The organism is Actinophytocola sp. (assembly GCF_035942955.1).
Classification (GTDB): domain Bacteria; phylum Actinomycetota; class Actinomycetes; order Mycobacteriales; family Pseudonocardiaceae; genus DASYTH01.
In genome coordinates this window covers 1-12,418 of record NZ_DASZCQ010000086.1, presented here as the reverse complement: position 1 = coordinate 12,418, position 12,418 = coordinate 1, and the positions used below count along the sequence as shown (strand labels likewise).

The 12,418-nt window shown below is 71.2% G+C and carries 6 protein-coding genes and 2 pseudogenes; 7 read left to right on the top strand and 1 reads right to left on the bottom strand.

Going from position 1 to position 12,418, the window contains the following annotated elements:
- Positions 1-574: pseudogene (locus tag VGX25_RS09250) on the top strand (HNH endonuclease signature motif containing protein); the annotation flags it as partial.
- A gap of 463 nt (positions 575-1,037) precedes the next feature.
- Positions 1,038-1,973, top strand: coding sequence for an SDR family oxidoreductase (locus VGX25_RS09245; protein WP_326917217.1), 936 nt, complete (start codon positions 1,038-1,040; stop codon positions 1,971-1,973).
- Here the strand turns inward: VGX25_RS09245 and VGX25_RS09240 are convergent.
- Positions 1,889-2,494, bottom strand: a complete 606-nt coding sequence (locus tag VGX25_RS09240; RefSeq protein WP_326917219.1) for a response regulator transcription factor — start codon at positions 2,492-2,494, stop codon at positions 1,889-1,891. The two genes, VGX25_RS09245 and VGX25_RS09240, sit on opposite strands and share 85 nt — an antisense overlap.
- A gap of 248 nt (positions 2,495-2,742) precedes the next feature.
- On the opposite strand from VGX25_RS09240, the gene VGX25_RS09235 reads away from it, so the two are divergent.
- The 5 genes and pseudogenes from VGX25_RS09235 to VGX25_RS09215 all read left to right on the top strand — a co-directional run.
- Entirely contained in the window at positions 2,743-3,609 is an 867-nt protein-coding gene (locus tag VGX25_RS09235) for an AfsR/SARP family transcriptional regulator (RefSeq protein ID WP_326917216.1), read from the top strand.
- 55 nt (positions 3,610-3,664) lie between these two features.
- The gene (locus VGX25_RS09230; RefSeq protein WP_326917215.1) at positions 3,665-4,204 is read left to right on the top strand and encodes an FcoT family thioesterase; all 540 of its coding nucleotides are present in this window, start codon (positions 3,665-3,667) and stop codon (positions 4,202-4,204) included.
- A gap of 214 nt (positions 4,205-4,418) precedes the next feature.
- Positions 4,419-5,984 carry a fatty acid--CoA ligase gene (locus tag VGX25_RS09225; RefSeq protein ID WP_326917214.1) on the top strand — a complete coding sequence of 522 codons (1,566 nt, stop codon included), beginning with the start codon at positions 4,419-4,421 and terminating at the stop codon, positions 5,982-5,984.
- 13 nt (positions 5,985-5,997) lie between these two features.
- Entirely contained in the window at positions 5,998-7,407 is a 1,410-nt protein-coding gene (locus VGX25_RS09220; protein ID WP_326917213.1) for an acyl-CoA carboxylase subunit beta, read from the top strand.
- A gap of 124 nt (positions 7,408-7,531) precedes the next feature.
- Positions 7,532-12,418: pseudogene (locus VGX25_RS09215) on the top strand (beta-ketoacyl synthase N-terminal-like domain-containing protein); the annotation flags it as partial.

Genomic DNA, 12,418 nt, shown 5'->3' with positions numbered 1-12,418 from the left:
CAACGAACCCCGCACATTCGCCCAGCTTGAGGCCGACGTTGCCGTGGATTTGGTGTTCGGCACCGACACCAGCAATCGGGTGGTGGAGGTGCACCTGACCATGCCGGGTCCGGGCACCGCCGCGGCGGGCCCGGCGGAGGTGGATGGTCTGCCGGTCACCGCCCAGGCGGCTCGGGAGTTGGCGGCCGAGGCCACGTCGTGGCGGTGGCTGCGCACCGACCCCCACACCGGCGCCGTGGTCGATCTCACCGCGCCGAGCTACACACCACCGGAGTCGTTGAAGACTTTTGTGCAGGTGCGCGACCGCACCTGCCGCTATCCCGGCTGCACCCGCCGCGCCCGCCAGTGCGACGTCGACCACCGCATCCCCTGGCCAACCGGCGCCACCTGTGACCAGAACTGCCAGTGCCTGTGCCGGCGGCACCACCGCGCCAAACACGACGGTGCCTGGCAGGTGCGCACACTCGGCCGGGACCGGCTGGAGTGGACCAGCCCCTTGGGGTTCACGCACATGGTGGAGCCCGAGCCAGTCACCGTACCGAGCGAGTCGGATCCGGATCCTCCACCGTTCTAGTTTCTTTTCTTCATAAGAAATTTTGAAATGGTCTTTTCAAGGTGAGCGTGCCTGTGGGCAGGGCGGGCCCCGCGAAGGTGGACGGGGCACCTGTCCACAGGCGCGCGACCCACCCTCGCCACCAGCCCCGCCCACGGCGCACCCACACCTGCCCAGTCATGGCTAAGCGACCGGCCCCACTAGCCGAGGAAACCGACTCCGGTGCACGGCTGTGGACAGGGCTGCCCCGCGACTGTGTACCGGCCCCCTGTCCACAGTCGTGCGGCGGAACGCCGTGCCCAGCACGCACAACGGGACCACCCCGGCGTTCCGACGCAGCCGGGAACGGCCGAAAGCAAGAAACCACCACCCAACAACGAAAACCGACCCCGCGATTGCTGAGCAATTACAGCCCACTTCCCCAGCGACCGTTAATTTCTCATCCCAGCAAGCACATCTCGTCACGAGCGTGCAGGAGGGTTGCGTGATCGCGGAACGGGTGCTGATCACCGGGCTGAGCGGCCCGCTCGGCTCGGAACTGGCCGACCGGCTCGGCGATCCGGTCGACCACCTCGGCGACGTCGAGCTGGTCGCGACGTTCTCCAGCCGGCGCTCCCGCGAGAGTTTCTTGCGTACCATGGATCCCCGGCTGTGCCGGGCAATGCGGGCGGTGGTGTGCGACCTGGCCGACGACGCGAGCGTCGCGCTGCTCGCGAGCGCGCTGCGGGCAACCGAAAGGACCGTGGTCGTGCACGCGGCCGCCGGGCCGACCATCGCGAACGTCGTGCGGCTGGCCAGGATGACGTCCCGGCACACCCACCTGATCTCCGTGTCCACGGCCGAGCGGTTGGTGCGCCCGGACTGTGCCGGCCTTGAGCTGTCCACCTTCTCCTGCGGCCTGCTGGTGGGCCACAGCCGGACCGGCGCGATCTCCCGCTTCACCGAGTTCTACCGGCTGCCGCGGTTGTTGAACACCGGCAGGATGCCAGCGATTCCGGCCAGCCCGAGCGGGAGGCTCGATGTCGTGCCGGTCGACTGGGTGGCCGGCGAGCTGTTCGGCCGGCTCGTGGCCGCATGCCGGAGCGGGGAGCCGTGTGACGTCGTCGCGTCGGCCGGCGACCGGGCGCCACGGGTGAGAGATGTGCTCGCCGCCATTGTGGCCACGCTGAACCGGCGGCGGGTTGCCGAAGGGCGCCCGACGCTGCCCGATGTGGCACTGCTGGGGATGCGGCCGCGGGACATTCCGGAGCTGCCGCCGCGGGGGACGTCGTCGCCGGCGCCGTCGGCGTCGACCTTTCTTGACCCGGTGGTGAGCTTCTGGCTGGACCGTGAGGGTCAGAGCCAGCCGTGCTCGTGGGCGGTGCGGAACGCCTCGGCTCGGCTGCTGACGCCGAGCTTGTTGACGGCCGCGGCGAGGTAGTTGCGGACGGTGCCGTGGGACAGGTTGGTGCGGCGGGCGATGACCGCGATCGGGGTGTCGAACTCGGCCAGGCGTAAGACTTCCAGCTCGCGCGGGGTCAGCGGGCATTCCGGCGCGGCGAGGGCGTCGGCGGCCAGCGCCGGGTCGACGTACCGGCCGCCGGCGTGCACCCGGCGGATCACGTCGGCCAGCATCCGGCCGGGCGCGCCCTTGGGCAGGAAGCCCTTGGCGCCGGCGTTGAGCGCGCGTTGCAGGTGGCCTGGCCGGCCGTGCCCGGTCAGGATCACCACGGCGCACGACGGCAGCGCCCTGGCCAGCTCGGCGGTCACGGCGAGGCCGTCCAGCTCGGGCATCTCCAGGTCGACCACCGCGACGTCGGGATGCCGGGCCAGCGCGACGTCCACCGCGGAGCGGCCGTCGCCGGCCTGGGCCACCACCTCCAGGTCGGCTTCGAGCCCGAGCAGCGCCGCGAGCGCGGCGCGGATGAGGTCCTCGTCGTCGGCGATCAGCACCCGGATCACCGGTCGGTCGCGATGTCCAACCACAGTGTGTGATCTCCCCGTACCGGGTGCCTGGCAAGGCCACAATGAACACGATGACGCCGAGCGGCGATCCTCAGCGGATCGGGTCACAATCGCTCAAGTAAACCGTGCAGCGTGCCCCCGCACATCGGCAAGTGCCCGGGTCATGGATGCCCAGGTGGTTGTTCACCCCGCAATTGTGACATGCTCACTATCGGGCGCGTCGCCCCCGTCGCTACCGTTTGAGTATGCTCACCCTTCTGCATCAGCAGCCGGCTGGCACAAAAGTCATGGCCGAGCCGCGTTTCAAGCTGCTCGGGCCGCTGGCCATCACACACCGAGGGGTGGATATCGCGCCGAGCGCGCCCAAGCTGCGGGCCCTGCTGGTGAGCCTGTTGTTGAATGCAAATAGGACGGTCGGGTCGGCGGAGCTGGTGCGGGAGATCTGGGGCGACGAGCCGCCACCGTCCGCGCACGCGACATTGCAGACCTATATCGTCAAGCTGCGCAGCCTGTTCCGCGACGCGCTGGGGCTCAGCGCCACGCACGTGAACCAGAAAATGCTGCTCACCTACTCCGGCGGATACACCCTGCGGGTGGACCCGGAGCAGCTGGACATCACCGAGTTCGAACGGCTGGTCAGCGCCGGCAGCGCCGCGTTGCGCACCGGGAACTACGAGGTCGCCGCGCACAGCCTCGGCCGGTCGCTTGCCCTGTGGCGCGGCTCCATCATTCACGGCGGCCACTGGACCCAGACCCTGGCGCAGATCGTCCGGCTGGAGGAGCGCCGATTCTATGCGCAGACGATGCGCATTGAGGCGGACCTGTGCCTCGGCCGGCACCACGAGATGATCAGTGAGCTGGCCTCGCTCACCATCGAGCATCCGCTGCACGAGTCCGCCCAGGCGATGCTCATGATCGCGTTGCACAGGGCCGGTCGGATGTCCGCCGCGCTTGACGTGTTCCGCAGCTTCCGCGGCCGAATCAAGCGCGAGCTCGGTATCGGGCCGTCCACCCGGCTGCAGGCCCTGCACAACGCGTTGCTGTCCGCCGACCCCGTGCTCAACGATCGGCAACTCACCTCCGAGATGGTGCTCGACCTGCTTACCGTCTAGCCCGCGCACCGCGCGGTTACCGGCCGGTTACGGGCGGCGCATTACGATCAACGGCATGGTGAAGCCGGCGCAGTTTCCCGACGATCCGCAACTGCTGGCAGATATTCTGCGACCATACAAGCCGCACAGCCGCTATCTGAAGTCCGCGACCGTGTCGGTGCGGAATGGACTGCCGGTCGGGCAGGGTCAGTTCGTCATTCCCACCTCGTGCTACATCGACGACACCGGGCATTTCAACGCGGTCGAGTTCAATATCTGCTACAACCAGCTCTTCTACTACCTGCTGGCGAAATCAATCAAGGAGCGGGCGGTGCCGGCGCTGGCCGCCTGGACCCTGGACGACTTCTGGGAAAGGCAGCTGCCGGACATCCTGATCGCGCGGTTCCGCAGCCTGTTCCGGTCGCCGATCGACTCCTCGTCGTTCACCGGTGAGCTCACCATCAACACCACGTCTGAGAGCAACGTGCGCCGACCCGTGCTGCTCGCCGAGACCTCGATCCGGTTCTGGGACCCGCGGGACGGCAGCGCCGAGGGCGAGGTCCTGATGGCGATGCTCAACCCGCCGGGACTGACGTCGATGAAGGAGGCGGCATGAAGCTTGCGGAATGCCGCGCGAGGGAGTCGGCCCACCGCGACGAGGTGCGAGCGGAGCTTGCGGAGCGAGCCATCGATACTCCTGCGGCTCCGAGGAACGAGGAGACGCAGGCTTGGCCGAGGAACGAGGCCTGCCCGAGGAGCGGTCCGGTGACCCGGCACCCGAAGCGACCCACGACATCGGCCGACTCTCCCGAGCGAAAGGACACCGCCTGATGCCCGCTCCGCTGCGCACCCTGGCCGACATCGTTCGCGTGCAGGCCGCCGCCAGGGCCGATCATGCGGCCATCCTGTGCGAGGGACGCCGGGTCGACTATGCCGCGCTGAACCGGGTGAGCAAGCAGGCCGCGCACGGCATCCGCGCCGCCGGCCTGCGCCCCGGCGACCGGCTGGCCTATCTGGGCAAGGAATCCGAGCACTACTACGAGCTGCTGTTCGGCGCGGCGAAGAGCGGCACGGTGCTCGTGCCGATCAACTGGCGGCTGACCGCCGGCGAGGTCGAGCACATTTTGCGCGACTCCGGCAGCGCGCTGCTGTTCGTCGACTCGACGACCGCGGCGGTGGCCGAGAAGGTCGCCGCGGACCTGCCCGACCTCACGGTCGTGTCGCTGGACCGGCCGGGCGAGCCGGGCGCCGGCTTCGTCGAGTGGGTTTCCGGGCAGCCGGACGTCGACCTGCTCACCCGGGTCCGGCCGGACGATCCGATCGTGCAGATGTACACCAGCGGCACCACCGGCCTGCCCAAGGGCGTGGTGCTGGCGCACCGCAGCTTCTTCGCGGTGCGCAACGCGCTGGCGGGCGCGGACCTCGACTGGATCGACTGGCGGGACGGCGATCGCAGCCTGGTCGGTCTGCCCGGCTTCCACATCGGCGGCCTGTGGTGGGCGTTGCAGGCCTTCGCCGCCGGCGTGACCAACGTGGTGATCCGCGAGTTCACCCCGTCCGGCGCGGTCGAGCTGATCCGCAGCCTCGGCGTCACCACGGCGTGCCTGGTGCCGGCGATGCTGCGGCTGGTGCTGGCCGAGCCCGGCGTGAGCAGCGCCGACTTCGCCACGCTTCGCAAGATCGTCTACGGCGGGGCGCCGATCTCCGAGGCGCTGCTGGCGAACTGCATCGAGGGCTTCGGCTGCGAGTTCGCCCAGATCTACGGGTTGACCGAGACCGGCAACACGGCGGTGTGCCTGCCGCCCGATCAGCATTTCCCCGGCTCGCCGCGGTTGCGGGCGGCCGGCCGGCCCTATCCCGGCTTCGAGCTGAAAATCGTCGACGCCGACGGCGAGCGGCTCGGCGCCGGGGAGATGGGTGAGGTCTGCCTGCGCACGCCGGCCGCCATGGTGGAGTACTGGAACCTTCCCGAAGCCACAGCGAAGACGCTGATCGACGGCTGGGTGCACACCGGCGACGCCGGCTACGTGGACGAGGACGGCTACCTGTTCATCCGCGACCGGATCAAGGACATGATCATCGTCGCCGGGGAGAACGTGTACCCCGCCGAGATCGAGAACGTGATCACCAAGCACCCCGACGTGGCCGACGCCGCGGTGGTGGGCGTGCCCGACGAGCGCTGGGGCGAGGCGGTGCACGCGTTCGTGGTGCCGGCCGCCGGCAAGCAGGTCAGGGCCAGGGATCTGGCCGCGTTCCTGCAGGGCCGGATCGCCGCGTTCAAGGCGCCGCTGCGCTACGAGTTCATCGACGCGGTGCCGCGCAACCCCAGCGGCAAGATCCTCCGGCGCGAGCTGCGGGCGCGGTTCTGGCGCAACGAGGAGCGCGCCGTCAGCTGAGAAATGAGACACAGTGGACACTGATCCCCGCCTGCCGTTGAACCGTCTTTCCCGGTTGCTCGACCCGGAGTCGCTGACCGAGCTGCACGAGCGCGACGATGTCGCGATCACCGCGGTGCGGGGCTGGATCGACGCCGAGAAGGTGGTCGCGTTCTGCACCGACGCGACGCGCAAGGGTGGCTCGCTCGGTCTGGCGGAGTGCGTTCGCATCGCCGACGCCATCGATCTGGCCGCCGGCGACGGTTGCCCGGTGGTCGGGCTCTGGCACTCGGCCGGCGCCAAGCTCGCCGACGGCGTCGAGTCGATGCACGGCATCGGCCTGATCTTCGCGGCGATGGTGCGGGCCTCCGGCCTGGTGCCGCAGATCTCCGTGGTGCTCGGGCCGGCCGCGGGCGGCGCGGCGTACGGCCCCGCGCTCACCGACATCGTGATCATGGCGCCGGACGCGCGCATCTTCATCACCGGACCCGATGTCGTGCGCAGCGTCACCGGCGAGGAGATCGACATGGTGGGCCTCGGCGGGCCCGAGGCGCACGGCCGCAAGTCGGGCGTGGCCCACATCGCGGCCGAGTCGGAGGACGACGCGTTCGCCACGGCCCGCCGGCTGGTCGAGCTGCTGGCCCGGCCGGGACGGTTCGACCCGGCCAAGGCCGGCGCGCCGCGGGATCTGCGGGCCCTGCTGCCAGAATCGCCGCGACGGGCGTACGACGTGCGCCCGCTCGTTCGCCAGATCCTGGACGCCGGACCGGCCGGCGACGGCTTCGTCGAGCTGCAGCCGAACTGGGCGTCCAATGTGGTCGTCGGCTTGGGACGGCTTGGCGGCGGGACGATCGGGGTGGTGGCCAGCAACCCGCTGCGCAAGGGCGGCTGCATGGACTCGCTGGCCGGCGAGAAGGCGGCCCGCTTCGTGCGGATGTGCGACGGGCTCGGCATACCGGTGCTCGTCCTGGTGGACGTGCCGGGTTACCTGCCGGGGGTCGGCCAGGAGTGGGGCGGGGTCGTGCGGCGCGGCGCCAAGCTGCTGTACGCCTTCGCCGAGGCGAGCGTGCCCCGGGTCACCCTGGTCACCAGGAAGTCCTACGGTGGCGCCTACATCGCGATGAACTCCCGCTCGCTTGGCGCCACCGCGGTGTATGCCTGGCCGGAGGCCGAGGTGGCGGTGATGGGCGCCGAATCGGCCGTCCGCATTCTCCATCGCAAGCGGCTCGCCGCGGCCGAGCCGGACGAGCGCGCGGCGCTGCTCGCCCGGCTCGTCGAGGAGCAGCGGCGGACCGCCGGTGGTCTGGACCGCGGCCTTGAGCTCGGCGTGGTCGACGCGGTGATCCAACCCGCCGACACCCGAAAATGCCTCATCGCCGCATTCGCCGCGGAGTCGGTGACGCCTGCCCCGCTGCGCGGCCGGCACGGCAATATCCCGCTCTAGAAATGTGCGGAAATGGACGGGCGGTTACTCGTCGGTGGGCCGGTCCGGCGACCGTTGTCAGTAGCATTGCCAGTGCCGCGCCGGACTTTCGGCTGATGCCAGAGCGGAGAACACCATGGTCACTTCCTCCGAGGAGCTCGTTGCCGCGTTGAGAGAGTCGCTCAAGGAGAACGAGCGGCTGTGGCAGGCGAATCAGCGGTTGGAGGCCGAGTCGAGCGAGCCGATCGCGATCGTGGGAATGGGCTGCCGGTTGCCGGGCGGTGTGGGATCGCCGGAGGATTTGTGGCGTTTGGTCGTCGATGGTGTGGACGCGATCTCCGATTTTCCCGAGGATCGCGGCTGGGATCTCGAGAATTTGTTCGACCCGGACCCGGAGCGGTTCGGGAAGTCGTATGCGCGGCAGGGCGGCTTCATTGCCGATGCCGCGGAGTTCGACGCCGGGTTCTTCGGGATCTCGCCGCGCGAGGCGCTGGCGATGGACCCGCAGCAGCGGGTGACGCTGGAGGTGAGCTGGGAGGCCCTCGAGCACGCCGGGATCGATCCGATCTCGTTGCGGGGCAGCCGGACCGGGGTGTTCGCCGGCGTGATGGACGAGTACTACGCCAGCGGTCTCGCGGCCACACCGGAGGAGCTGGAGGGCCTGCTGGGCATCGGCAAGGCGCTCAGCGTGGTGTCCGGCCGGGTGGCCTACGCCCTCGGGCTGGAGGGCCCTGCGCTCAGCGTCGACACGGCGTGCTCGTCGTCGCTGGTGGCGTTGCACCTCGCGGTGCAGGCGCTGCGGCGCGGCGAGTGCACGCTGGCGCTTGCCGGTGGCGTGACGGTGATGGCCACGCCGGACGTGTTCGTGGAGTTCTCCCGGCAGCGGGCGATGGCGCGGGACGGCCGGTGCAAGTCGTTCGCCGCCACGGCGGACGGCGCCGCGTGGTCCGAGGGCGTCGGCATGCTGGTCGTGGAGCGGCTGTCGGACGCGCAGCGCAACGGCCGCCGGATCCTTGCCGTGGTACGGGGATCCGCGGTGAACCAGGACGGCGCGTCCAACGGCCTCACCGCGCCGAACGGGCCTTCCCAGCAGCGGGTGATCAGGGCTGCCCTTGCCGGTGCCGGACTGTCCACTCAGGACGTCGACGCCGTCGAGGCGCACGGCACCGGGACCCCGCTCGGCGATCCGATCGAGGCGCAGGCACTGCTGGCCACCTACGGGCAGAACCGCCCGGCCGAGCAGCCGCTGTGGCTGGGCTCGGTGAAGTCCAACATCGGTCACTCGCAGGCGGCGGCCGGGGTGGCCGGCGTGATCAAGATGGTGCAGGCCATGCGGCACGGCGTGCTGCCCAGGACGTTGCACATCGAGGAGCCGACCCCGCAGGTCGACTGGACCGCCGGCACGGTCGAGCTGCTGACCGAGGCCAGGGAGTGGCCGGACCCCGGCCGGCCGCGGCGGGCCGCGGTGTCGTCGTTCGGCATCAGCGGCACCAATGCCCACGTGATCATCGAGGAGTTCCCGGCGGAGCCGGCCGGTGCGTCCGACGCGCCCGCCGGTGGCCTCGCCCCCTGGGTGATCTCCGCCAGGACGCAGGACGCGCTTTCCGCACAGGCGGCACGGTTACGCGAGTTCGTCGCCGCCCGCCCCGAGCTTTCCACCGTGGACGTCGGCTTCTCCCTGGCGACCACCCGGGCGCACCTCGAGCACCGGGCGGTGCTCACCGCGGCCGACCGCGCGGGCTTCCTCGCGGGGCTGGACGCGGTCGCCACCGGCGGGCCGGCGGCCGATGTGGTGCGCGGGCAGGTCGTCCCCGGGAAGGTGGCGATCCTGTTCACCGGCCAGGGATCCCAGCGCCTTGGCATGGGAAGGCAGCTCTACCGGGAGTTCCCGGTGTTCGCCGAGGCCCTTGACGCGGTGTGCGCCCACCTCGACCCGCTGCTCGAGCAACCGGTGCGCGACGTGATGTGGGCCGAGACCGGACCGCTCGACCAGACCGGGTACGCCCAACCGGCGCTGTTCGCCATCGAGGTGGCGTTGTTCCGGTTGCTCGAGTCCTTGGGCGTCAAGCCGGACTTCGTTGCCGGCCATTCGATCGGCGAGCTGAGCGCGGCACACGTGGCCGGTGTCTGGTCCCTGCCGGACGCCTGCGCGGTGGTCGCCGCACGCGGCCGGTTGATGCAGGCCCTTCCGGCCGGTGGCGCGATGCTCGCGGTGGCCGCGACCGAGGACGAGGTGGCCGAGACGCTGGCCGGGCTGCAGAGCCGGGTGAGCGTGGCCGCGGTGAACGGGCCGGCTTCTGTGGTGCTGTCCGGAGACGAGGACGCGGTCACCGAGCTGGAGACGATCTGGCGGGACCGGGGCCGCAAGGTCAAGCGGCTGCGGGTGTCGCACGCGTTCCACTCCCCGCGGATGGACGCCATGCTCGCCGGGTTCGCCGAGGCTATCGAGCGCGTCGAGTACCACGAGCCGGCGATTCCCGTGGTGTCCAACCTGACCGGAAAGCTCGCGCGGGCCGAGGAGCTTCGCGAACCCGGCTACTGGGTGCGGCACGTGCGTGAGACGGTCCGGTTCGCCGACGCGATCACCGTGCTGCGGGCCGAAGGCGTGTCCACCTTCGTCGAGGTCGGCCCCGACGGGGTGCTCTGCGGCATGGGCGCCGAGTGCGTCTCCGACGGCGCGGAGGTGGAGTTCGTTCCGGTGCTGCGCAAGGATCGCGACGAGCCGGGGACGCTGACCGCCGCGGTGGCCGCGCTGCACGTGCGCGGCGTACCGGTCGGGTGGGACTCGGTGTTCGCCGGCTCCGGCGCCGGCCGGGTGATCCTGCCGACGTATGCCTTCCAGCGCCGGCACTACTGGCTGGCGGCGGGTGCGGGCTCGGTCGACGCCACCGGTCTCGGCCAGGTCGCCGCGGCGCATCCGTTGCTCGGCGCGGCGATCGAGCTGCCGGACACCGACGGCTACCTGTTCACCGGGCGCCTTTCGCTGCAGTCGCACCCGTGGCTGGCCGACCATGCCGTCAACGGCGCGGTGCTGGTGCCGGGCACGGCCATGGTCGAGCTCGCCGTGCGGGCCGGTGACCAGGTCGGCTGCGACCGGGTGGAGGAGCTGAACCTGTACGTGCCGCTGGTCGTGCCCGCGCGGGGCGGGGTCCGGGTCCAGGTCGTCGTCGGCGCCGTCGACGAGGATGGTCGCCGCTCGCTGACGTTGTTCTCCCGCAAGGAGAGCGCCGACGCGGACGAGGCCTGGACCCGGCACGCCACCGGTGTGCTCGCCAGCGGAGCACCGGTGCCGGCCATGGCGCTGCGCGAGTGGCCGCCCGCCGGCGCGATGCCGGTGCCCGTGGACGGCGTGTACGACGACCTGGCCGCGATCGGATTGGGCTACGGACCGGTGTTCCAGGGACTGCGGCAGGCGTGGCGGCGCGGCGACGAGATCTTCGCCGAGGTCGCGCTGCCCGATGCGGCCACTGCCGATGCCGCCCGGTTCGGGATCCACCCGGCGCTGCTGGACGCCGCGCTGCACGGGCTCCTGCTGTCCGATGTGGACGAACCGCGGGCCCGGCTGCCGTTCGCCTGGTCCGGTGTGTCGCTGTACGCCACCGGCGCCGGCGCGGTGCGGGTGCGGCTGGTGCCCACCGGCGAGGACTCGGTGTCGGTGCAGGTGGCCGACACCAGTGGCGCGCCGGTGATCTCGATCGACTCGCTGGTGGCCAGACCGATCTCCGGTGAGCTGGCCGAGGCGGCCACGCCGGGCGAGGCCGCGCGGTGGCTGTTCGGAGTGGACTGGGTGGCCGTGGCGCTACCGGCGGCCACGGCTCGCAGCGGGTGGGTGGTGCTCGGGCCGGGCGGCCTTGACGTGGCCGCGGAGTCCTATTCGGACCTGACGGCTCTTGTGGACTCCGGTTCGGCGCCGGACCTGGTGGTGTACCCGGTGCCGGCGGCGTGGGACAGCTCGACGCCCGCGGGCGCGGCCCGCGCCGTGTCGAACGAAGTGCTCGGCCTGCTGCAGTCCTGGCTCGCCGAGGACCGGCTGCAGACCTGCCGGCTGGCCGTGGTCACCCGGCGGGCGGTAGCGACCGGGCCGCAGCACGAGGAGCCGAACCTGGCGCATGCCCCGGTCTGGGGACTGCTGCGCTCCGCGCAGGCCGAGCACCCGGACCGGTTCGTGCTGCTGGACATCGACGACCACGCCGACACGCTCGCCGCCGTTCCCGCGGCGGTGCAGGCCGGCGAACCCCAGCTCGCCCTGCGCGCGGGGGAGGCGTTCGTGCCCCGGCTGGCCCGCGCCGGCTCGGACTCCGAGCTGCTTCCGCCGGCGGGGGCGCCGGCGTGGCGGCTGGACGGCCGGCACAAGGGCACGCTGGACCGCCTCGAGCTGGTCGCCGCCCCGCACACGCTCGAACCGTTGGCCGAGGGCCAGGTTCGGCTGCGGATCCACGCCGCCGGGCTGAACTTCCGCGACCCGCTGATTGCGCTGGGCGTGATCGAGGGACCCGAGGTGCAGCGCGGCGAGGCCGCCGGCGTCGTGCTGGAGGTCGGGCCGGGCGTGACCGGTCTTGCGCCTGGCGACCGGGTGTTCGGGTTCGTGCCGGAGTCGTTCGGTCTGGTCACCATCGCCGATCACCGCCTGCTGCGGCGGATGCCGCGGAACTGGACGTACGAGCAGGCCGCCGCGGTCGCGGTGACCTATGTGACGGCCTACTACGGGCTCAAGGAGTTGGCCGGGGTCGGCGCGGGCGACCGGGTGCTGGTGCACGCGGCCGCCGGTGGCGTCGGCATCGCCGCGGTGCAGATGGCGCGGTACTGGGGTGCCGAGGTGTTCGGCACGGCCAGCCCTGGCAAGTGGGATGCGTTGCGGGAGATGGGGTTGGCCGACGATCACATCGCCTCGTCGCGGACGCTGGAGTTCGAGGAGCAGTTCCTGGCCGCCACCGACGGTCAGGGGGTCGACGTGATCCTGGACTGCCTGGCCGGCGAGTTCGTCGACGCGTCGCTGCGGCTTTTGCCAAGGGGCGGGCGGTTCATCGAGATC

Bases quoted from the DNA above. Each gene is read 5' to 3' on its own strand.
- VGX25_RS09235 (WP_326917216.1), top strand. From the start codon at position 2,743: ATGCTCACCCTTCTGCATCAGCAGCCGGCTGGCACAAAAGTCATGGCC.
- VGX25_RS09230 (WP_326917215.1), top strand. From the start codon at position 3,665: ATGGTGAAGCCGGCGCAGTTTCCCGACGATCCGCAACTGCTGGCAGAT.
- VGX25_RS09225 (WP_326917214.1), top strand. From the start codon at position 4,419: ATGCCCGCTCCGCTGCGCACCCTGGCCGACATCGTTCGCGTGCAGGCC.